Source organism: uncultured Maribacter sp., from assembly GCF_947500985.1.
Lineage (GTDB): Bacteria > Bacteroidota > Bacteroidia > Flavobacteriales > Flavobacteriaceae > Maribacter.
In genome coordinates, this window is the sequence record NZ_CANMTX010000008.1 from 14,844 (window position 1) to 36,846 (window position 22,003).

Here is a 22,003-nt window from a genome sequence, read left to right on the forward strand (position 1 = left end):
GTTTCAATTCTTAAACTTGATATATACCGCTTTAATTCAGTTTAAAGTGAACGTCTTGTTTTTCTAAAAGTTGTAATAACTCGGTAGAAATATTTACTTTTTGTTTTCTACTGTTTAAAGTTACCTTGATTTTTTCTTGCATTTCATAAACGATAAAGTTGACATTGTGTTCTCCTTTATGATTGGTAAAGGTTTCTTTTAATGTGCGTACATTCTCTTCTTTGAGATTGGCAATATTCAGTTTTATGGTAAGCTTTCTAGCGTATGTTTCCATAACTTCTTGTAATAGCATGAAGCTATTGAACTGCATTCTAGGGTCTCCTTTTTTACCGGTATCCTTATTCATCCATCCGTCACGAACAAATAGTTTTACGTAGGCAAATGAATTAATCATTAAAAAGTGCCTGAATTTTAGATACTCCTCCCCAAAAATCCTGAATTCATAAGAGTCCGTATAATCTTCCATGGTAAATGCTGCCCATCCTTTTCCGTTTTTAGAAACTCTATGCTGCACATCTGTAATTACGGCGGCAAACGTAAGTTCTCTGTTCACATAGGTTGGTAAATCATGCAAACAGGCTATATTGGCATTACAGAATGCCTTTACTTCAGTCTTAAAATCATCTAGCGGGTGACCGGAAATATAAATACCTACTACTTCTTTCTCGCGACGTAGTTTTTCCATCGTACCCCATTCTTCACATGGTGGTACCTCAGGTTCTGGTATTTGTACTTCGCTGGCATCGCCAAATAGACTTACTTGGCTAGAGTTCTCGCTTTCTTGAAACTTGGCACCATACTTTATAGTTTTTTCTAAAAAGGTGACTCCGTCTCCTTCATTATGAAAATATTGTGCTCTATGCGTATCACCGAACGAGTCAAAACCACCGGCAACGGCTAAACTTTCAAATGCTTTTTTATTGGCGGCACGAAGATCTATTCGTTTCGCAAAATCAAAAACTGATTTGTATTCTCCTTCTTCTTTTCTGTTTTCAACGATGGTTTCAACAGCACCACGACCAACACCTTTTACGGCACCCATTCCAAAACGGACAGCACCGGCATCGTTCACCGCAAATTTGTAATACGATTCATTTACATCTGGTCCCAATACTTCTAAGCCCATTCGCTTACATTCTTCCATGAAGAAGGTAACCTGTTTAATGTCATTCATATTATTACTCAATACCGCCGCCATATATTCGGCAGGGTAGTGGGCTTTGCAATATGCGGTTTGGTAAGCGATCCATGCGTAGCAGGTGGAGTGAGATTTGTTAAAGGCGTAGGCTGCGAATGCTTCCCAATCTTTCCAAATTTTCTCTAATTTATCAACGGCATGTCCTTTGGCAGAAGCTTGTTCAATGAACTTTGGCTTCATTTTATCTAGTACGTGCTTTTGTTTTTTACCCATCGCCTTACGCAAGACATCGGCTTCACCTTTTGTAAAGTCCGCTAACTTTTGCGAGAGCAGCATCACTTGCTCTTGGTATACCGTAATACCATAGGTTTCTGCTAAGTATTCTTCATTAGCATCAAGGTCATATACAATTTCTTCGGTACCGTGTTTACGTGCAATGAAACTCGGTATATATTCCATTGGACCAGGACGATACAAGGCGTTCATGGCAATTAAATCTGCAAAAACAGTAGGTTTTAACGCCCTCATGTGCTTCTGCATACCAGGAGATTCATATTGAAACACCCCAACAGTTTCTCCTCTTTGGAAGAGTTCGTATGTTTTTATGTCATCTAGCGGAAAATTCTCTGGGTCTAATTCAACACCGTGTTTCGCTTTCACGATCTTAACGGTATCTTTAATTAAAGTCAGTGTTTTTAATCCCAAGAAATCCATCTTCAACAATCCTGCATCTTCCACTACCGAGTTGTCAAACTGCGTACAGTACATCTCAGAATCTTTAGCAAGTGCCACGGGAACGAACTTGGTAATATCATCAGGAGTAATAATTACCCCACAGGCATGAATACCCGTATTACGTACGGAGCCTTCTAGGATATAAGCTTGATTCAGTGTTTCTGATTCAGGACCATCACCTTCGGATATCGCTAAAAGTTCGTTTATCTTTTCTAAATCTTCTGACCTGAATTTCGCTCTTAAGATTTTTTCATCGACCCCAATTATCTTTTTCAGCTTAGACATATCGGGTATGAGCTTCGCCATGCGATCTGAATCTTGCAAAGGCAAATCTAACGCACGAGCTGTATCTCTAATGGCGGATTTAGCAGCCATGGTACCATAAGTGATAATCTGTGCTACTTGATTTGAACCATATTTATCGATCACATAATCCATTACGCGACCACGCCCTTCATCATCAAAATCAATATCAATATCGGGCATACTTACACGATCCGGATTTAGGAAACGCTCAAAAAGTAGGTCGTACTTAATAGGATCTAAATTCGTAATCCATAAACAGTAGGCAACGGCAGATCCTGCAGCAGATCCACGACCAGGACCAACGGATACATCCATAGCTCTCGCAGCCCTAATAAAATCTTCAACAATTAAGAAGTAACCAGGGTAGCCGGTTTTTTCAATTACTTTAAGCTCAAAGTCTAGTCGTTCATCAATAGCAGGTGTAATTTCGCCATATCTTTTCTTGGCACCTTCATAGGTGATATGACGTAGAAATTTATTCTCACCACGCTTACCGCCATCTAATTTGTCCTCTTCGAATTGAAATTCTTCAGGAATATCGAAAGCTGGTAACAGTACATCGCGTGCTAATGTAAAGGTGTCTACTTTGTCTATAATTTCTTGAATATTGATGATAGCTTCAGGGATATCCTTAAAAAGCTCTTTCATCTCATCAGATGACTTAAAATAGTATTCTTGGTTGGGTAGTCCGTAACGATAGCCACGGCCACGACCTATTGGTGTAGCTTGTTTTTCGCCATCCTTAACACATAAAAGAATATCATGCGCATGTGCATTTTCTTTCTCTGCGTAATAGGTGTTATTGGTGGCAACTAGTTTTACATTGTGTTTTTTGGCAAACTGAATTAATACTTGGTTTACACGATCTTCGTCTTCTTGACCGTGACGCATGATTTCAATATACAGGTCATCGCCAAAGGTTTCTTTCCACCAAATTAAAGCTTCCTCGGCTTGATTCTCACCAACGTTCAATACTTTACTTGGAACCTCGCCATACAAGTTACCTGTCAAAACTATGACATCTTCTTTGTACTGTTCAATAACCTTCTTATCAATACGGGGTACATAATACTTACCTGAAACGAATGCTATAGAAGACATTTTAGCAAGGTTCAAATAGCCTTGTTTGGTCTTGGCAAGCATTACTATTTGATACCCGTTGTCTTTTTGCGATTTGTTGGTGTGATCTTCACAGACCTGAAATTCGCAACCTATAATAGGGGTGATTTCTTGTTCAGGTTCTGGTAGTTCGGTTAAAGGTTCTTGCCCTTCTTCTAAAGTACCGTTTTGGGTTGCTTCATAACGTTTTTGGTTTGCTTCATTTCTTGATACTACCCCTTTATTATGGTTCAACACTCCGTTTACGAAGTGAAAAGCACCCATCATATTTGCATGATCCGTCATAGCAACCGCAGGCATTTTAGCTTTTGCAGCAGCTGCTACTAAAGCTGGTACGCTTATAGTCGATTGAAGGATGGAAAATTGAGTGTGATTATGTAAATGTGCAAAACTTGCATTTTCTAATGTGGCTAAGTTCTCTTGAATTTCTTCTTGAGAAACCCCGCCAGTATCTTTTGCCCAAAGTGCATCGGCTATTTTCTTCGATGCTTTTTTTAGGTTAATGTGTTTAAGACCAATAAGTTCAATCTCTTTTGGATTCGCCTCAGAGAAATTCTTGAAATAATCTGGCTGAACATCTAATTGTTCTTTTGTATACTGTTGCTTACGAATAAGCTCTAGGAAACAACGCGTGGTGGCTTCAACATCGGCAGTTGCATTATGCGCTTCGCCAAATGGCTCACCAAATAAATATTGATGTAGTTCTGTTAGTGTAGGTAGCTTAAATTTACCACCTCTACCACCAGGAATTTGACAAAGTTTTGCGGTGTGCTCTGTACAGGTATCTAAAATGGGTAATTCTTGTAGCGGATTTTCAACACCCAAACGGTGAAACTCGGCACCCATAATATTTAAATCGAACCCCACATTCTGCCCAACCACAAATTTTGTTTTAGACATGGCAATGTTGAATTTCTCTAATACCTCAGATAGAGAAATACCTTTTTGCTCTGCCAACTCCGTAGAGATACCGTGAATCTGCTCGGCATCATAGGGGATATTGAATCCGTCTGGGCGAACCAAATAGTCTTCATGCTCAATGCATTTTCCCATTTCGTCATGTAGCTGCCAGGCTATCTGAATACAACGCGGCCAGTTGTCAGTGTCGGTAATAGGGGCGTTCCATTTTTTTGGAAGACCGGTGGTTTCGGTATCAAAGATGAGGTACATAACGAATTTTCTGTGTGTTCAAAAGCGGTCAGTTACTTGACCTAAAAAGTGCATATAAAATTACAAAAAAGGAGGTGTTCGAAAAAGTAGAATTACAAAGAGTTATTAACGGATGAATTTGTGAGCATATATATTAGTATAATTCATCAAATTTTAATTTTTGTAAAACAGGGCTGAGGGTTGTTGATTGTTAGTATTCGCTGAGGTTTTGATGGTGTTTTTTTTATTTTTACATCCGAATTAAAATGAAATCTTTTTATGGTTATTTAAATAACTATTAATCATGATTGTCATTTCGGTATTTTGAATTATATTTGCACCCGCTTTCAGATTAGCTTTGCTTACTGATGGCGAACGAGTTAAAAAACTAGAATTAATAATCAAGGGTCGGGCACCCTACAAATTAATGTGATATGCCAGTAAAAATTAGATTACAAAGACACGGTAAAAAAGGAAAACCATTCTATTGGGTAGTTGCTGCAGATGCAAGAGCTAAAAGAGATGGTAAATTCTTGGAGAAATTAGGTATCTACAATCCTAATACAAACCCTGCAACAATTGAACTTAATATCGATAATGCAGTACAGTGGTTGCAAAATGGTGCACAACCTACAGATACAGCTAAAGCTATTCTTTCTTATAGAGGTGTTCTTTTAAAGCATCACTTATTAGGTGGTGTTCGTAAAGGTGCATTAACTGAAGAGGAAGCAGAAGAAAAATTCAATGCTTGGGTTACTGAAAAAGAAGCTGCTATTGCCGATAAAGTTGGTGGTTTAGATAAGGTTAAGGCCGATGCTAGAGCTGCTGCGTTAAAAGCAGAAAAAGAAGTAAACGATAAGCGTGCTGCTGATGCTGCCGCTGCTGCTTTACCAGAAGTTGCTGAAGGTGAAAACGCTGAAGCTGAAGTAGAAGCTGTTGAAGCTGCTGGCGAGCCAGAACAAGTTGTTGAAACTCCAGAAGCTCCGGCTGCTGAAGAAGATAAAGCATAATTTTTAAGAAACGATGCGAAAGGAAGATTGTTTCTACCTAGGTAATATCGTTTCAAAATATAGTTTCAAAGGGGAGGTGCTAGTAAAACTAGATACTGATGATCCCGAGATATACGAAAACATGGAATCAGTATTCGTTTCTTTAGGAAACAATCTGGTTCCATTTTTTATTAAAAGATGCCGACTTCATAAATCGAACTTACTTCGTATAGATTTTGAAGAGGTGAAATCAGAATCTGATGCAGACCGCATTATGAAATCTGGACTCTATTTACCCCTTACTATGTTGCCTAAACTAACGGGGAACAAATTTTATTACCACGAAATCATCGGTTTTACCATGATAGACTCCGTTCATGGTGATATTGGGGTCGTACAAAGTGTAAATGATACTACAGCTCAAGCCTTGTTCGAAGTCGAAAAAGAAGATAAGCAACTGCTTATACCTGTTAGCGATGATATCATTATCAAAATAGATCGCGAGAATAAAAGTATTTTTGTGAAGACTCCTGAAGGGCTTGTAGATTTATACCTTTCGTAAATTTTATTTACTTTTTTTGAGATATTTTTTCGTTGAGAATTATACTGTAGCGTAAAAAATAATAAAGATTGATATCAACAGTAATTAATAGTAGAAATAGTATTAATTTTTCATCATGGATATTAGATTGATGAAGTTCTTACGAAAGCCTAAGTTTTTCGGAACAAATGATATCAAACCTTGGCATCATTTTTTGTTCTGGTCAGTTTATTTCATCTTTAATACTTTCCGTTGGTCATTTATTCATAATGATTTTTTACTTTCTCTACAGACTAATTTAATCGGCTTTCCTATACATATGTTCTTGGCGTATTTAAATGCTTATTATTTAATGCCAAGGTTCATTTATACTCAAAAGTATGTTCAGTATGTCATATATATACTCTTGGCATTATTTGTAATGTTATTGATTAAGTATAATCTAACCTATTATTTGGTAAGTAAAGATGTTATGCCAGAAAGTTCTGAAATTATTGATAGCTTAACTATTGGTTTTGCTGTGCAAAGTATGATTGGTGAGGTGTATGTAATATCTTTTTTTACGGCTATAAAACTAACCATTGATTGGCTTAGAGAAAGTAGTAAACTTCACGATTTAGAAAAGCGTCAATTGAAAACTGAACTTCGTTTTTTACGCTCTCAAGTTTCGCCCCATTTTTTCTTTAATACACTAAATAATATATATTCTTTAACGCTAGAGAAATCTGATCAGGCACCTGAAGTTATTTTAAAATTGTCTGAACTGATGAGGTATCTGCTCTATGCAACAAAAAAACCAAGGCAAGATTTAACAAGTGAAATAAATTGTATTAGAAATTACATAGATTTGGAACGCATTCGGTTCGATGATTCTTTGAAAATAGATATGAATATATCTGGTAATCTTGATAACTGTAGTATATCGCCCATGTTATTGATTCCGCTAATCGAAAATTGCTTTAAACATGGGGCAAGTAAAAATATTGGTGAAATGAAAATTAAAATAGATGTAAAGATTGAAGATGGTTTTATGGATTTTAATGTTTCTAATTCTATACCTAACATTAATAAAGAGTATGTTTATCCTGTAAAAAGAGGAGGTATCGGTTTGTCAAATGTAAAAAAGCGTTTAGAATTAGGCTACGGTAAAAATGATTATGATTTACAGATATTCGAAGAGGATAAAATGTTCAATGTTTTTTTAAAGCTTAAGGTGATATGATATTGAAAGTGATAGTTGTAGATGATGAACCGTTGGCAGTAAATGTGCTTAAAAACTATATAGAGAGAGTTCAAGAATTGCAATTAGAAGGCACCTTTTCAAATGCTTTAGATGCATCAACTTTTTTAAGAGATAACCAAGTTGATATCATGTTCTTAGATATTAATATGCCTTTTCTTGACGGATTAGAATTTTTGAGTACCCTACATAAAAAGCCGTTTGTTATTATGACTACGGCACATGAAGAGCATGCATTAAAGAGTTTTGAACTTGAGGCGATAGATTATTTAGTGAAACCTATTTCATTACCTAGATTCTTTAAATCTGTTGATCGTGTAATTGGTTTAAAGAAAGGTTCAGGTAATGGTTCTTTAACTAAAGACGACAAGCCTTCTATTTTTGTGAAGGTCGATAAAAAGAAACTTCAGAAAATTTACCTTGATGAGATTATGGTCATAGAAAGCCTAAAAGATTATATCAGAATTATTACTCCAACCGCTAAGTATATTATCCATAGAACGTTAAGTAGTTTTACAGATGAATTACCAGGTGATAATTTTCTTAGAATTCACAGGTCCTATACCATTGCTGTAGATAAGGTAAGTGTTGTAGAAGGTAATAGTGTTGAAATTGGTGGTATTAGGTATACTATTGGAAGAAGCTACTTGGCAGATGCCAAAAGTAGAATATTAAATAATTTAACGGATTAGGATTTTTACTGTGAGTGAGCCTTTCAAATTTAAACAGTTCAATGTTAACCAAGATCGCTGTGCTATGAAAATTGGTACGGACGGAGTTCTTCTCGGAGCTTGGGCAAATGTCGAAAATAACCCAGAATCTATTCTTGATATCGGGACCGGTACGGGTGTTATTTCATTGATGTTGGCACAAAGATGTTTTGCAGAAGTAATGGATGCCATTGAAATAGATGCAGATGCCTATGAGCAATGTGTAGAAAATTTTGAATTATCGCCATGGGGAGATAGATTATATTGTTATCATGCCGGTCTAGATGAATTTGTTGACGAAATTGAAGATCAATATGAATTGATTGTGTGTAATCCTCCTTTTTATTCTGAGACGGTTACTTCAGGAAATTTACAGCGGGATCAAGCACGACAAAATGAGTTTCTTCCTTTTAACGAACTTTTAGAAGGCGTTTCGAAATTATTAACTGAGAACGGACTGTTCACTACAATTATTCCTTTTAAAGAAAAAGAGGCACTTGTGAATATGGCAGCAGATTTGGGTTTGTTCCCTAAAGAATGTCTTCATGTAAAAGGGAACCCAACTGCAGAAATAAAACGTGTGTTGTTGACGTTCTCTAGAGTAGCGAAAGAATACAATACCACAGAATTAATTATTGAAACTGAAAGGCATATCTATACTGCTGAGTATGTGGACTTGACTAAAGAATTTTATTTAAAAATGTAACTTTAGTCTTTCATATTGTTATATTTCTTTATTTATCTTTGATAAAAGCATTGTTATGAGACCAGATTTATTTGAAGCACCCGATTACTACAGTTTAGATGATTTACTTTCTGAAGAGCATCTTTTAGTTCGTGATGCGGCACGCCAATGGGTGAAGCGAGATGTATCTCCAATAATTGAAGAATATGCTCAAAAAGCAGAATTCCCAAAGCAGATAATAAAAGGTCTTGCCGAAATAGGCGCTTTTGGTCCATATATTCCTGAGGAATATGGTGGAGCTGGTTTAGATCAGATTAGTTACGGACTCATCATGCAAGAAATTGAGAGAGGCGATAGTGGTGTTCGTTCTACGGCATCGGTACAATCTTCGCTGGTGATGTACCCTATATTCACGTACGGTACAGAAGAGCAACGAAAAAAATATTTACCAAAATTAGCTTCTGGTGAATGGATGGGGTCTTTCGGGTTAACCGAGCCTAACCACGGTTCTAACCCTAGTGGTATGGAAACTAAGTATAAAGATATGGGAGACCATTATCTTTTAAATGGCGCTAAACTATGGATATCGAATTCACCTTTCTGTGATATTGCCGTTGTTTGGGCAAAGAATGAAGAAGGGCGTATTCACGGTTTAATCGTAGAGCGTGGTATGGAAGGTTTCACAACGCCAGAAACGCATAACAAGTGGTCATTAAGAGCTTCTGCAACAGGAGAATTGATATTTGATAACGTAAAAGTTCCTAAGGAAAATATTTTACCGAACAAATCAGGATTAGGTGCGCCGCTAGGTTGTTTAGATTCTGCTAGATATGGTATCTCTTGGGGTGCTATCGGTGCAGCGATGGATTGCTATGATACGGCATTAAGATATGCAAAAGAGCGTGTGCAATTCGGTAAACCTATTGCAGCTACGCAATTGCAACAAAAGAAATTGGCAGAAATGATTACTGAAATTACCAAAGCGCAATTAATGGCGTTTCGTTTGGGACAATTAAAGAATCAAGGTAAAGCGACTACTGCTCAAATATCAATGGCGAAAAGAAACAATGTGGAGATGGCTATTAACATTGCTCGTGAAGCAAGACAGGTATTAGGTGGTATGGGCATTACCGGTGAATACAGTATTATGCGTCATATGATGAACTTAGAAAGTGTAATTACTTATGAGGGAACTCATGATATTCATTTATTGATCACAGGTGCAGATATTACAGGAATGCCAGCTTTTCAATAAGGTAATGGTTTCTTATACTAGTCTTAACACAGAATAAAGAAAGTCCGTATATCTTTGACTTGTGCGTGTAAGATGTGTACATGTTTTTTGGATAGAAGCTTAAGCCGATGGGAGCATCGGCTTTTTTTATGTCCTTTATTTTAGCTGGTTAAGAATTTAGAGAACCATTTCCCCGATTCTTTAATGGTTCTCTTTAGTGTTTTAAAATCGATATGTACTAACCCGAACCTTGGATGGTAGCCTTCTGCCCATTCAAAATTGTCTGTAAACGTCCAAACAAAATATCCGTGTATATTTAAGCCTTCTTGCTTCGCTTTTAAGACTTCACCCAAATATTGTTGTAGAAAATTTAAACGGTCTGTGTCAGGTATAACTTCTCCCTCAATGGTGTCTTTAAAAGCAGCCCCATTCTCAGTAATGATAATTTTTTTAATCTGAGGATACTTCCTGAACTTTTTGATCATATTGTAAATGCTAGGTGGGTACACCTCCCAATCCATCAAGGTTGTTTCTACATTTCGTTTGCTAGCTTTTACAATCTTAGCCCTTATGTATGGTACCAAAAGGCTGTACTTTACTTTTTCACGGGTATAATTTTGAATCCCGATAAAATCAAAATCGAACTTACAATCATCCATATCGGTCGGTTGAATGTAGGGTTTTAATTTTTTTAGAATCGGTGCTTCATTTGTGGGGTAGCCTAATCCTAGAGCTGGTTCTATAAATAAACGATTAAGCAAAGCATCGACCATTATGGCAGTTTTTTGATCTCGCTTATTCTGTCTGTACGGGGTAATTTGCGAGCATGAAAATGTAGTGCCTATTTGAGCATCGGGCACTAGTGTTCTGAGTATTCTGCCACCTGCTGCCTGACAAAGGACTGCGTGGTGCGCAGCAGGTAGAAAATTCTTTAACCCTTTTTTGCCAGGAGCATGTACACCTAAAAAATATCCGGCTCCCGTAAATACCATAGGTTCGTTTAATACCATCCAATGTTTTACGCGGTTGCCAAAAGCATTGGCACAGACTTGTGTAAATTCTGAAAACCAAGTTATGATTTCCCTATTTGTCCATCCTCCTTTATTTTCTAGTATCTGAGGTAGATCCCAATGATATAGGGTCACCCAAGGTGTAATTTCGTTTTCTAGGCAAAAGTTTATTACCTTATTATAGAAATCTACACCTGCCGTATTAATGGTTCCTACACCATATGGTAAAATCCTAGTCCACGAAATTGAAAATCTATAGTTATAGATATTCATGGACTTCATCAAAAGAATATCTTCTTTGTACTTATGATAAAAGTCGCAGGAGACATTTGCGTGGTCTCCGTCATGAATCATTTTCGGGGTGTCGGTGAACTTATCCCAAATGGATCGACCTTTACCGTCTGCATCATGACCGCCTTCAATTTGATATGCTGCAGTTGAAACGCCCCATGTAAAATCTTCACCAAAATCTGATGCGTTCAAAATGGTGTCTTTATGTTTTTTCAAGGATGTAGGGAGCTTTTAACGAACTACTCAATAATCGAGATTTAAATGTTCCGATGCTTTTGTCGAAATATTAATTATGTTTTCAATTCTATGCCTATCGGGCTTGCCGCTTGGTTATTTACTAGAGATTCTTCTAGAAGTTTTAAAATAATTTCATCTGTATTGTCTTGGTAATTTACAGGTACAATAGTATCAGTATCTAGCCAATGTTTCAGTTTAGATAAGTGCTTTTTTTTGAGCGATTTTATAACCGGAACGCCCATTTCTGCTAATGCTGCGGCATTGCATTGCTGTTCGTATTGTCCTTTCATAGGTATAACAAGTAGTTTCTTTTGCATGAAAAGACTTTCTGCAGGGGTTTCAAAACCGGCTCCGCATAAGACACCTTTACTAGAAGCCATACTTTTTACAAAGGCTTCATTGGTAATTGGTTTTATATGAATGTTATTGCTGAAATATTCATAGTTATTGTGCTTTGAAAAAACTTCCCATTTTATGTTCTTCATCTTGCTTAGAAAACGCAATAGTTTTTCATCACTATATGATGGTAAATAAACGGTGTAATGTTCGCCATTTGAAACTATGGCAGAACGAACATCGTTTCTGATTATGGGCGTGTAAATATTAGATTCGTACGATTTAAAATGTAAGCCAAACTGTTGACTGGTGGGAGCGTAATTGTTTAATATCCATTTACCCATTCTATCTTTTTTTTTGGGTTTTGGGGCTAAATTTGATAGTACTGCGGCCTGGTGACTAAAACTATAAGAAGGTTTGTTTTTCAACTTACATGCCCACGCTGTTACCGGTTCAAAATCATTTATAATAAGATCGTAATCTTCTACAGGTATGCTTTTAATTTCTTTCTGTAATCGAAGGGAGTTTGCCTTGTAATATGTTTTCCAGACATCTACACCTCCTTTTTTTCCAAAAATGAAACTTAGTCCTTTTAATTGATATCTAACCGGGTAGGGCAGCTTAATATCTGCTTGTATGCCGCTTACTAAAATATCTAATGAGATGTTGTGTTTTAAAAGTGCAGGAATAACGTCTCGTGCTCTGCTTAAATGCCCATTTCCAGTACCTTGTATGGCGTATAATACTCTCATTTGGTCTGTTGAATCATTCCACTAATTCTAAACTCTTCTAACAAGCTTTCAAAAAGCTCTGCCTTTTCTAAGACAAAGGTTTCCTCTTTACTATCTTCCTGGTGGTCAATGACTCGTTGATCTTCAAGATATGAGTAGAGTTTCCACTTACCTTCATGGTATTCAAGTGCTGTTAAATTCTCGATCCAGTCTCCTGAATTTAAATAGGTGACTTCACCTTTGTCTGTCTTTATGTTACGAATTTCTGGTTGGTGAATATGGCCACAAATCACATAGTCATAACCATTTTCTATAGCGATATCTGCTGCAATCTGCTCAAAGTCATTTATGAATTTAACAGCAGATTTTACTCCGTTTTTAATTTTTTTGGACATGGAAATAGGACCCTTGCCCATCTTTTTACTAATAAAATTAATACCTCTATTTAGTAGAATTAAGGAGTCGTACCCTTTTGCACCAAGTTTGGCAACCCATTTACTATGTTGCATGGTTACGTCAAAAACATCACCATGAAAAATCCATGCTTTTTTATCTTCTAGAGGAATCACCATTTTATTGACAATACTTAAAGAGCCCATTCTGTTGCCCGAAAATTTACGCAAGAGTTCATCATGATTACCTGTTACGTAATTAACGGGTATCCCTTTTGCTACCCACTCTAATAAAAGTTTAATCACCTTCATATGAGATTTGGGCCAGTAGCGCTTGCTGAATTGCCAAATGTCTACAATATCACCATTAAGAATTACTTCTTTTGGCTTTATAGATTTCATATATTTTAAAAGCTCTTTAGCGTGGCAGCCGTATGTTCCTAAATGAACATCAGAAATGACTACAATGTCAACTGGTCTTTTTTTCATAAAATGATTGGAGGTTTCTTACCTGATAATTTTGAAATACGAAATAGGGGTAGATTGACCTCCAACTTGTCATTATATGCAAGATGGGTATTTGAGAAAACGGTCAAGTCAATAGATTTCATGCACTGAAACGTATGACCGTAAAGATTCGAATAATAAGATTATAATAAGGTTACTACTAGCTTATTTTTGAGTTACCAGATTGTTAAGTATTTGAATGTCAGTAAAATATTAGTTAACTATTTCTTTACCAATCTCACTTTAACTGACTTGCTAATAGGTGTTTTGCTTCGGTCAGCAAAATGATTGTAGGGTACCAATACGTTGGTTTCAGGAAAATAAGATGCCAAATTCCCTGATGGTATATTGTACGGTACTACCTTAAAATTATGAGCAGTTCTAATCTGGTCATCATAAGTGCTGGTAATATCTACCACATCTAATTTTTTGAGACCGATGGCTTTCATGTCATTGGTATTCATAAAAATGACACGTCTTGCATTATAGACACCTCTATAGCGATCATCTAACCCGTAAATGGTGGTGTTGAATTGATCATGAGAACGTATGGTCATTAACATGTACTCATCTTTAGCCAATTTGTGCTCGGGTAATTTATTGACCGAAAATTGTGCTTTTCCGTTAGGCAGCATGCTAAAATCTAACTCACGTACATTATTTGGTAAGTAGTAACCAGCACCAACAGAACGTTCTTCTGTTTTACTGAACCCTTTGGCAACTTGATCTATCTGGGTTCTGATTAATTCATAATCATTACCTAAAGCCTTCCAGTTCATAGAATGGTCTTCTCCAAAATAAGCGAGTCCCATATTTGCGATAATCTCTGGTTCGCTCATTATGGTGTCCGCGGCAGGTTTTAGAATCCCTTTAGAACGTTTTACACGTCCCATACTGTTTTCTACCGTAAAATGACGCGGTTTGCCATCTTTCATGTCTTTCTCTGATCTACCTATAGTAGGGAGAATTAGGGCTGTTTTGCCGGTAATTAAGTGTGTTCTGTTCAATTTGGTACTTACCTGTATTGTAAGGTCGCAATTTTGAATACCCTTGGCAGTATATTCAGTATCAGAAGCCGCCATTAAAAAGTTTCCTCCCAAACACATAAATACTTTAGCATTGCCTTCATACATAGCTTTTAGCGTACCTACAACATCTACACCTTCGTGATCCGGTGGTGTAAAACCTAAATGCGCTTTAATACGTTCGTTCATTGCCTTATCAACAAAATGTTGAATACCAACACTACGATCACCTTGTACGTTACTATGACCACGTACTGGGCATGTGCCAGCATTAGGTTTGCCTATTGCACCTTTTAGTAAAAGAAGGTTTATAAATTCTCTAATATTCTCTACACCGTTTTTGTGTTGTGTAAGACCCATTGCCCAACACACTATAATTTTAGATTTGTTCGCTAGTAAATCTACGGTTTCATTAATTTTTTCTTCGGATACGCCAGTTTGTGCTAATAGCTCTTCTGATGAATAATTTTTTAAATCAGAAATTAATGATTCATAGCCATCTGTATATTTTTCAATAAAAGCGTGGTCAAATACTTCTTTTGATTGTTCATCTAAAGCAACTAATTTCTTAAGAATCAATTTCACCAAAGGGATGTCTTGGTTGATGTTGACAGGCAAATGAATATCTGCCATGTCTTCGCCACCGCCGATCCATCCACCAAGATGTTGCGGATTTTTAAAATTGACTAAGCCAGATTCCTCAAGCGGATTGATACTTATCACCTTACCGCCATTCTGTTTGCATTTTTCTAATGCAGATAACATTCTTGGGTGGTTGGTACCCGGGTTTTGACCGGCAATTAAAATGACCTCTGCTTCGTAAAGATCCTCTAGAGTTGTTGACCCTTTTCCTATACCTAAAGTTTCGCCTAATGCAACACCGCTACTTTCATGGCACATATTAGAGCAATCGGGTAAATTATTGGTGCCTAAAGCACGGGCAAACATACCGTATAAAAAGGCTGCCTCGTTACTAGACCTACCAGAGGTATAGAAAATAGCCTCATCCGGATTGTTTAATTTTTTTAATTCTGATGCAATTAAATCAAAAGCAGCTTGCCAAGAGATAGGTTCGTAATGAACACTACCAGGTTTTAAAACCATCGGTTCTGTTAGGCGGCCAAATTTGTTTAGCTCATAGTCGGTAAGCTGAGATAGTTTTTCAACAGAATTCTTTTGAAAGAAACTTGCGCCAATTTTTTCTGTAGTGGCTTCATCACCTAAAGCTTTTGCACCATTTTCACAATATTCTGCAACAGGAGATGGATGTTCTGGATCGGGCCATGCGCAACTAGGGCAATCAAAACCGTCTTTTTGATTCATGCTAAGCAAGGTTCGCATGGATCTAAGAACGCCCATTTCTTTAAATGTATGTTTTAAAGCTTCACGAACACCAAGATAGCCTGCGGCATGAGTAATGGGGTCTTTTAATTCAATATCAAAAAAATCTTCTGACCCTCTAAATGAGACGTTGCGTTCGGTTTTTGCATCCATTCACTAAACTTAATAAATGTATGAGAAACCACAGCAGTCAAATTCATTAAAACTACCTTAAAAATGATGAATTATACTATGTATTAACTCAACTTAGGGTTAGGGTAGTTGTCAGATTGATCCTCAATAGTATTATCTAAACATGTAAAATCTTTTTCTAAAAGTAAGTAGAGTTCGTTGCCGTACGTTGTCTTCATGGTATGGTCATAGGTGATGATATCATTTTCAAACCAAACCTTACCGGTAGTTTCTGGCATTTCTAAAGTAACCCTATTATTCTCAAAGCTAATTCGTAATTGATCTGTATTACTCTTTAGAGTAACTCCGTAACTAAATACCTGACTTCCAAAATTAGTGTTGTCGTAAATCTCACCATTTGTAGAGAGCGATTTAACTTCTGTCTGGGTTAGTCGAAACCTAACAGAATCACCTTTTATTCTAATTTTCATAGCTATAAATTGAGTTCACAACAAAAATAGACCATCTGACAACAAAATATAAGGGGTTGACATCAATTTGTTTTTAATATTTAACCTTACCTGTACATTTACTGTGTTATTAAAAACGAATTAAAAATTTTTCATTTTCATATAGTGTTCTCGTAAAAGAGTCCGGTCTGTTAAGATCGGACTCTTTTTAGTTTATGACGATTTTGAATATAAAAAAACCCATTAAATAATTATTTAATGGGTTTTGATTTGTGATAGTAAAAGGCTTATTTCCAAATAGGAACAGGGTATTTACCTGAATCAGATTTTTCTTTTAAGCTACTCATTGCTTTTTCTTTATCACTTGCATACGTAACACCAAACCAGTTTCCGCCAGAAGGTATACATTTTACTTCGATCTCTTTTGCTTGAAGCATTTCTTGTATCATTAAAGGAATGTACAATTCGCTGTTAGCAATACGGTCATCGTCTTTCAAGAAAGTTCTGAATTCAGATTCTATTTTATCAAAGATAGAAGGTCTACATACCCAAAAATTCATACTAGCTTGTTCATCACCAGTAAACTCTAAGTTAGTATCCTCATCAAGAATATTATTCTCTTTTTGAACCAATTTTAAACGCTCTTGAACAGAAACTAAATTATCTCCGTTTACTTCACAAACGCCTCTAGAAACTGAACCGTGTTCAGATAAAGTATCTTTTAAAGTGTATCCTAAAAGTGCATAAGCTTCATCATTAGATTTCATGAAGTCAGCTGCTTTCTTGTAAGCAGATTGTCCGTAAAAATCATCAGCATTGATAACTACAAATGGTCCGTCGATTACTTTTCTTGCGGTCCAAACTGCATGTGCCGTACCCCATGGTTTCTTACGCTCACCAGTGAAGGTAACTCCATCAGGTAAATCTGTAAGTTCTTGGGCAAGAACATTTAATTTTATAGTACTTGGTATTCTTTTAGAAAGATGCTCTTCTAAAAAAGAAACGTTCTCTTTTTTGGTAATAACTACAATTTGCTCAAAATTATTCTGGATGGCGTCATAAATGGCAAACTCCATTAAAAACTCACCATTAGGACCTAAATCATCAAATTGTTTAAGCTTTCCATATCTACTACCGCTACCGGCAGCCATTAAAAGTAATGTCATAATTTTCTGTATTTACAGCGCAAAAGTAGCGAATGTGATTAAAATTCGTACAAATTATCGGTGGTAACATTATTATAATTGATGATAAGTTAATACAGGTCAGTAACTTTTTATAAATTTAGAGTTCATGAAATTTACATCGTATGGCATCAAGAAGAAATTTTATCAAGAATACATCAATAGCTGGTATGGGACTATTTGCAGTGCCAGGTTTTGCTCATAATAGTTTTAGTGCTGCCGATAAATTGAATGTTGGTTTAATAGGTGTAGGCTTGAGAGGTACAAACCATTTACAGAATTTGTTACTAAGAAAAGATGTGAATGTCACCGCAATTTGTGATGTAGACGGAGAGAGAATAAAAATTGCTAAAAAATATATAGCAGATGCAAAAGGGAAGAGTCCTAAAGTGTTTGGTGCAAATGAACATGATTATAAGAATCTATTGGCATTACCAGATGTTGATGCCGTAATTATTGCAACACCTTGGTTGTGGCATACGCGTATGACTGTTGATGCTATGGAAGCCGGTAAATATGCTGGTGTAGAAGTTTCTGCCTCTAATACGCTAGAAGAATGTTGGGATTTGGTGAATACCCATGAGCGCACCGGTACGCATATGATGATTTTAGAAAATGTCAATTATCGTAGAGATGTAATGGCGGTATTAAATATGGTAAAGCAAAATGTATTTGGTGAAATGGTGCATTTTAGGTGTGGCTATCAGCATGATTTGCGACATGTAAAATTCAATGATGGTAAAACGGCTTATGGAAAAGGAGTGGAGTTTGGTGAGAAAGGAATATCGGAGTCTAAATGGCGTACTGAGCATTCGGTAAAAAGAAATGCGGATGTATACCCAACCCATGGTTTAGGACCTATTGCAGTTATGGCAGATGTTAATCGTGGTAATCGGTTTATGTCAATGACCTCTCATGCATCAAAAGGTATTGGGTTGCATAATTATATAGTGAAGGAAGGTGGTGAACAGCACCCGAATGCAAAAGTAAAGTTTAAGCAGGGTGATGTTATTACCTCTACTATTGATACTGCCAACGGAGAAACTATTATCATTACCCATGATTGTAATTTACCTAGACCTTATTCTTTAGGATTTCGTGCGCAAGGTGCAAATGGACTCTGGGAAGTAGACGGTAGTCGAATTTATGTGGAAGGAAAATCTGAACCACACCAATGGGATGAAGCACAGCCTTGGTTAGATAAATATGACCACCCACTTTGGAAAAAATATGGTGAATATGCCTTAAATGCTGGTCATGGTGGTATGGACTTCTTTGTACTGAACTCTTTTGTAGAATCGGCAAAACAGAATATCGCACCGCCATTAGATGCTTATGATGCTGCAGCTTGGAGTGCGGTTACGCCACTTTCAGAACTTTCTATTGCCAATAACGGTGAGCCTCAAGATTTTCCTGATTTTACCCGAGGCCTTTGGATGAAAAGAAATCCTTATGAATGGTTGAAAGAATCGTATTAATTATTACGCCTAACTAGCTTTTGCTTCATTTAAGTTTTTTTTGTCTTCGCGGTTGAAAGTGTTATTCGCAATAGTCATTTGAGCATCGTCATCAATTACTTTTCGACTACGATTTGAACTAAGAGATTTTAGAATGTCTGGAACAAAAGTAATAGCTAGAATGACTACGCCAAGACCAATTAAAGTCAGTGGATTGATAAAGTAATCGCTAAACGAGAAAATACCAATAATCAACAATGTAGAAAAGGGTAGCGAACATGCTAATATGTTCAAACCAAAGTTTACATCAAATGTTGGCTTTGGGTGCTCATCTTTATCTTCCATAGATTGTATGGCACTCATATGAGCAAATGGCCAAAAACTACAGGCACTTTGAGGAAATACCACCAATAGTAAAATCATGGCAGGTGTTAGTGACGGTAAAATAAAAGCAAAAACTCCGCTAAGTAAAAATGCTAGACCACTTCTACGTAATAACATGGATAATATTAGTTTAAATTCCCCCGAATTTATTCTAACTGCCATACCTATAAATAGTAAAACTAAAGGGGTCATTAAGCCTTTTATACTCAACGCAGTGTTTTGAAAAAAGGTAGGAAGAGAAGAAAGGTTTAATCCAAAACCTAGCATAACCAAACCTATTACAATAACCATGTTTATAGGCTCATTGATTAAGGATACTAGAAGTCCTTTTAGTTTACTTTTAGATGATTCTTTTTTCTCTGTAATTGAATTCTTGCGATACCAATGCATGGCTAACATGTACAGTAGTATCAATACAAATATTTTGTTTCCAATATCTGCAAGTGCAGCTAATGCTAAGGTATCGTCACCTAAGTAAGCTACAATAAATGGAAAACATGAAAGACCAGGTGCAGTAGATGGTAATAGCATCATCAAGGTCCGTTTTTTACTGTTCTCTTCGTTAGGTAAAGATGCTGCTAAAAAATATTTACTAGCAAGCAACATTAATAAGTTGAAGGTTAGGGCCATTAAAGGGTAGGCCAGTAGGGTACCATTAAGCTCTATTTTGAGAAGGGCCACAAAAATTGTAGCAGGTAGAGCGACACTTAATATTAAGACTTTAACTCCTTTCAAATCTTGCTTGGCTACCTTCTTTTGTAGAAGCACACCAAGACCTATTATAAGTATTAATTCGAGGGTTTTTTGTAGTGCAAAATTCATTTTCGAGTGTTTTTGTTTGAGTAGTAGATAGATGAATTATGAATAGTCCGTAGGAGTTGAATTTAGGATTTTTGTGTCAAGGCAATTATCCGTTCTTCCAACTCCTGGACTAATTCAAACTTAAACTAGCACTTTTTCAAGGGCAGTTGTAAACAGCTTCATTTCATCCATAGTACCCATACTTACACGGCACCAGTTTTTTCCGTAGATTTCAAAAGCTCTTACACCAACACCTTCGGCGGTCATTTTTTCTAAGAAAGGTTTACCGTCCATTTCAATTGGAAATATGATAAAACTTGTAGACGAAGGCACATATTCGAAGCCTAATCTATCAAGATTTTCATATACATATTCTCTACATTCTTTATTTAGTTTTCTAGATTTATTTTTAAAGGCAACATCTTCCATACTTGCCATAGCAGCATAAACAGATGGTAATGAAATACCCATACCACCTCTGGTAATTTTTTGAATGATGTCCAAAGTTTCTTTTTGGGCAACTACATAACCTACACGTAAACCAGCCATACCTTGAATTTTAGAAAAAGTACGGGCAATGATTATATTTTTACCTTCATTAATTAAGGATACCATACTTTTTTCTGCCGCATCATCTAAGAAACCTAGGTAAGCTTCATCAATGAAAATCGGAGTTTTTTCAGATACACGAGAACAGAAATCAATTAGTTCTGCATGATCTGTCATACTACCTGTTGGGTTATTTGGGTTACAGATGTATACCAATTTTGTATCATCGTCTACGGCAGCTTCCATTGCCGCTAAATCATGAGACCAATCTTTTTTAAGCGGAATTGGTTTCCATGTTGCACCTGTAGCTTCCGCTACTTTAATAAGTGACATGTATGCAGGATCTGCAGAAACAATGTTTCCACCGTTTTGAAAGAATACCATTGCCGTTTTTTCCAATAAATCAGATGATCCAGGACCCATCATAATATTCTCTTGCTTGACACCTTCTTCCGCAGCAAGTTTATCCATTAACTGATATAGCTCTTTCCAAGCATATCGGTTTCCTTTTGGTGCATATTCCTGCATTGCAGAAACAGCCATTGGTGATGGACCATAAGGATTTTCGTTTGCATTCAATTTTGCTGCAAGCGCTAAAGGTTCTGTTGGTGCATATGGTAAATACTCTTTAAAAAACGGAGTGTACGGTATGTTTCCTTTTGCATCTAATGCAATTGGTTGTGATGGGAAAGCCCCATAGGTCAAATAAGGTGCTGCCATTACACCTGCTGCTGTGAGAACGCCTTTCTTAAGCCAATCTCTTCTGTTTACATTTGTTTTCATACTGTGCTATATTTAAGTTAAAAAATTTCTAATTTGAATCTACCGGCGTAGCATTGGCACCTATATTTCCTTCGGCAACAACAGTGTCATCGTCTGTGCTCAATGCAATGCTAACATGAGCATCAAGAGAAGCAATAGAATCGTAGAAAGAGGTGTCAGAAATAAGAAAAAACTTATTGTCTGCCAATTCTCCCGTAGTTCCATCTACATCGTCTAGTGTCATTGAAACTGAAGTGCCAATACCAACTTCGCCGTCAATTAAAACTGCTGGGTGTAGCGTGTCTTCAATAGTATTGTACAGTGAAATTTGTACCAAAGTTTGGTCTAGTTCTGTTTTCCAAAAAACTATTCTTCCGTACACATTTGATCCCATAGGGTCTGTTGAATCTATGGTATAGGCGGTAAATGTATTTATTGTTCCACCACCTTCTGCAACTTCTTGAGCAGATTCTAACCTTTCTAAACTACAAGAGCTAAAAGCAATCAGTAGTAGGGTTAGGATGCTTACTTTTTCTATATATTGTTTTATCATTTCTTTTATTTTTAAA

17 protein-coding genes are annotated in these 22,003 nt (G+C 36.6%); 7 read left to right on the top strand and 10 right to left on the bottom strand.

The window, feature by feature from the left end:
• Window positions 1-31: 31 nt before the first annotated feature.
• The gene (gene dnaE, locus Q0871_RS15595; RefSeq protein ID WP_299325349.1) at window positions 32-4,468 is read right to left on the bottom strand and encodes a DNA polymerase III subunit alpha; all 4,437 of its coding nucleotides are present in this window, start codon (window positions 4,466-4,468) and stop codon (window positions 32-34) included.
• Between the two features lie 413 nt (window positions 4,469-4,881).
• On the opposite strand from dnaE, the gene Q0871_RS15600 reads away from it, so the two are divergent.
• From Q0871_RS15600 to Q0871_RS15625, 6 genes are all read left to right on the top strand, one after another.
• Window positions 4,882-5,457, top strand: coding sequence for a 30S ribosomal protein S16 (locus Q0871_RS15600; protein WP_299325350.1), 576 nt, complete (start codon window positions 4,882-4,884; stop codon window positions 5,455-5,457).
• A gap of 13 nt (window positions 5,458-5,470) precedes the next feature.
• Window positions 5,471-5,998 carry a ribosome maturation factor RimM gene (gene rimM, locus Q0871_RS15605; protein ID WP_299325351.1) on the top strand — a complete coding sequence of 176 codons (528 nt, stop codon included), beginning with the start codon at window positions 5,471-5,473 and terminating at the stop codon, window positions 5,996-5,998.
• A gap of 115 nt (window positions 5,999-6,113) precedes the next feature.
• Window positions 6,114-7,199: a sensor histidine kinase gene (locus tag Q0871_RS15610; RefSeq protein ID WP_299325352.1), complete on the top strand. Its 1,086-nt coding sequence runs from the start codon at window positions 6,114-6,116 to the stop codon at window positions 7,197-7,199.
• On the top strand, window positions 7,196-7,909 hold the full coding sequence (locus tag Q0871_RS15615) for a LytTR family DNA-binding domain-containing protein (RefSeq protein ID WP_299325353.1): 714 nt from the start codon (window positions 7,196-7,198) through the stop codon (window positions 7,907-7,909). Before Q0871_RS15610 ends, Q0871_RS15615 begins: the two co-directional genes overlap by 4 nt.
• Before the next feature lie 64 nt (window positions 7,910-7,973).
• Window positions 7,974-8,633, top strand: a complete 660-nt coding sequence (locus tag Q0871_RS15620; protein ID WP_299325354.1) for a methyltransferase — start codon at window positions 7,974-7,976, stop codon at window positions 8,631-8,633.
• A 55-nt stretch (window positions 8,634-8,688) separates the two neighbouring features.
• Complete coding sequence (locus Q0871_RS15625; protein ID WP_299325355.1) at window positions 8,689-9,867, top strand: acyl-CoA dehydrogenase family protein; 1,179 nt, start codon at window positions 8,689-8,691, stop codon at window positions 9,865-9,867.
• A gap of 140 nt (window positions 9,868-10,007) precedes the next feature.
• On the opposite strand, the gene Q0871_RS15630 is transcribed toward Q0871_RS15625, so the two are convergent.
• From Q0871_RS15630 to Q0871_RS15655, 6 genes are all read right to left on the bottom strand, one after another.
• Window positions 10,008-11,363 carry a GH1 family beta-glucosidase gene (locus Q0871_RS15630; RefSeq protein WP_299325356.1) on the bottom strand — a complete coding sequence of 452 codons (1,356 nt, stop codon included), beginning with the start codon at window positions 11,361-11,363 and terminating at the stop codon, window positions 10,008-10,010.
• Between the two features lie 74 nt (window positions 11,364-11,437).
• The gene (locus Q0871_RS15635; RefSeq protein WP_299325357.1) at window positions 11,438-12,472 is read right to left on the bottom strand and encodes a glycosyltransferase family protein; all 1,035 of its coding nucleotides are present in this window, start codon (window positions 12,470-12,472) and stop codon (window positions 11,438-11,440) included.
• A complete protein-coding gene (locus Q0871_RS15640; protein WP_299325358.1) occupies window positions 12,469-13,332 on the bottom strand; it encodes a UDP-2,3-diacylglucosamine diphosphatase in 864 nt (287 codons plus the stop codon). Before Q0871_RS15640 ends, Q0871_RS15635 begins: the two co-directional genes overlap by 4 nt.
• 239 nt (window positions 13,333-13,571) lie before the next feature.
• Window positions 13,572-15,869, bottom strand: a complete 2,298-nt coding sequence (locus Q0871_RS15645; protein WP_299325359.1) for an FdhF/YdeP family oxidoreductase — start codon at window positions 15,867-15,869, stop codon at window positions 13,572-13,574.
• 83 nt (window positions 15,870-15,952) lie between these two features.
• The gene (locus Q0871_RS15650) at window positions 15,953-16,318 is read right to left on the bottom strand and encodes a hypothetical protein (protein ID WP_299325360.1); all 366 of its coding nucleotides are present in this window, start codon (window positions 16,316-16,318) and stop codon (window positions 15,953-15,955) included.
• Window positions 16,319-16,584: 266 nt separating this feature from the next.
• Window positions 16,585-17,463: a sugar phosphate nucleotidyltransferase gene (locus Q0871_RS15655; RefSeq protein WP_299325361.1), complete on the bottom strand. Its 879-nt coding sequence runs from the start codon at window positions 17,461-17,463 to the stop codon at window positions 16,585-16,587.
• A 143-nt stretch (window positions 17,464-17,606) separates the two neighbouring features.
• Here Q0871_RS15655 and Q0871_RS15660 point away from each other — a divergent pair, with 143 nt between their 5' ends.
• Window positions 17,607-18,959, top strand: coding sequence for a Gfo/Idh/MocA family oxidoreductase (locus Q0871_RS15660; protein ID WP_299325362.1), 1,353 nt, complete (start codon window positions 17,607-17,609; stop codon window positions 18,957-18,959).
• Between the two features lie 9 nt (window positions 18,960-18,968).
• Here Q0871_RS15660 and Q0871_RS15665 read toward each other — a convergent pair whose 3' ends face one another.
• From Q0871_RS15665 to Q0871_RS15675, 3 genes are all read right to left on the bottom strand, one after another.
• Entirely contained in the window at window positions 18,969-20,144 is a 1,176-nt protein-coding gene (locus Q0871_RS15665; protein WP_299325363.1) for a permease, read from the bottom strand.
• A gap of 120 nt (window positions 20,145-20,264) precedes the next feature.
• On the bottom strand, window positions 20,265-21,455 hold the full coding sequence (locus Q0871_RS15670; RefSeq protein WP_299325364.1) for a histidinol-phosphate transaminase: 1,191 nt from the start codon (window positions 21,453-21,455) through the stop codon (window positions 20,265-20,267).
• Window positions 21,456-21,483: 28 nt separating this feature from the next.
• Window positions 21,484-21,987, bottom strand: a complete 504-nt coding sequence (locus Q0871_RS15675) for a hypothetical protein (protein ID WP_299325365.1) — start codon at window positions 21,985-21,987, stop codon at window positions 21,484-21,486.
• Window positions 21,988-22,003: the final 16 nt, after the last annotated feature.

Coding starts and splice junctions, on each gene's coding strand:
- Q0871_RS15610 (WP_299325352.1), top strand. CDS start 6,114: ATGGATATTAGATTGATGAAGTTCTTACGAAAGCCTAAGTTTTTCGGA.
- Q0871_RS15660 (WP_299325362.1), top strand. CDS start 17,607: ATGGCATCAAGAAGAAATTTTATCAAGAATACATCAATAGCTGGTATG.
- Q0871_RS15635 (WP_299325357.1), bottom strand. CDS start 12,472: ATGAGAGTATTATACGCCATACAAGGTACTGGAAATGGGCATTTAAGC.
- Q0871_RS15625 (WP_299325355.1), top strand. CDS start 8,689: ATGAGACCAGATTTATTTGAAGCACCCGATTACTACAGTTTAGATGAT.
- rimM (WP_299325351.1), top strand. CDS start 5,471: ATGCGAAAGGAAGATTGTTTCTACCTAGGTAATATCGTTTCAAAATAT.
- dnaE (WP_299325349.1), bottom strand. CDS start 4,468: ATGTACCTCATCTTTGATACCGAAACCACCGGTCTTCCAAAAAAATGG.
- Q0871_RS15615 (WP_299325353.1), top strand. CDS start 7,196: ATGATATTGAAAGTGATAGTTGTAGATGATGAACCGTTGGCAGTAAAT.
- Q0871_RS15600 (WP_299325350.1), top strand. CDS start 4,882: ATGCCAGTAAAAATTAGATTACAAAGACACGGTAAAAAAGGAAAACCA.
- Q0871_RS15620 (WP_299325354.1), top strand. CDS start 7,974: ATGAAAATTGGTACGGACGGAGTTCTTCTCGGAGCTTGGGCAAATGTC.
- Q0871_RS15675 (WP_299325365.1), bottom strand. CDS start 21,987: ATGATAAAACAATATATAGAAAAAGTAAGCATCCTAACCCTACTACTG.
- Q0871_RS15640 (WP_299325358.1), bottom strand. CDS start 13,332: ATGAAAAAAAGACCAGTTGACATTGTAGTCATTTCTGATGTTCATTTA.
- Q0871_RS15655 (WP_299325361.1), bottom strand. CDS start 17,463: ATGACATTACTTTTAATGGCTGCCGGTAGCGGTAGTAGATATGGAAAG.
- Q0871_RS15665 (WP_299325363.1), bottom strand. CDS start 20,144: ATGAATTTTGCACTACAAAAAACCCTCGAATTAATACTTATAATAGGT.
- Q0871_RS15670 (WP_299325364.1), bottom strand. CDS start 21,455: ATGAAAACAAATGTAAACAGAAGAGATTGGCTTAAGAAAGGCGTTCTC.
- Q0871_RS15645 (WP_299325359.1), bottom strand. CDS start 15,869: ATGGATGCAAAAACCGAACGCAACGTCTCATTTAGAGGGTCAGAAGAT.
- Q0871_RS15650 (WP_299325360.1), bottom strand. CDS start 16,318: ATGAAAATTAGAATAAAAGGTGATTCTGTTAGGTTTCGACTAACCCAG.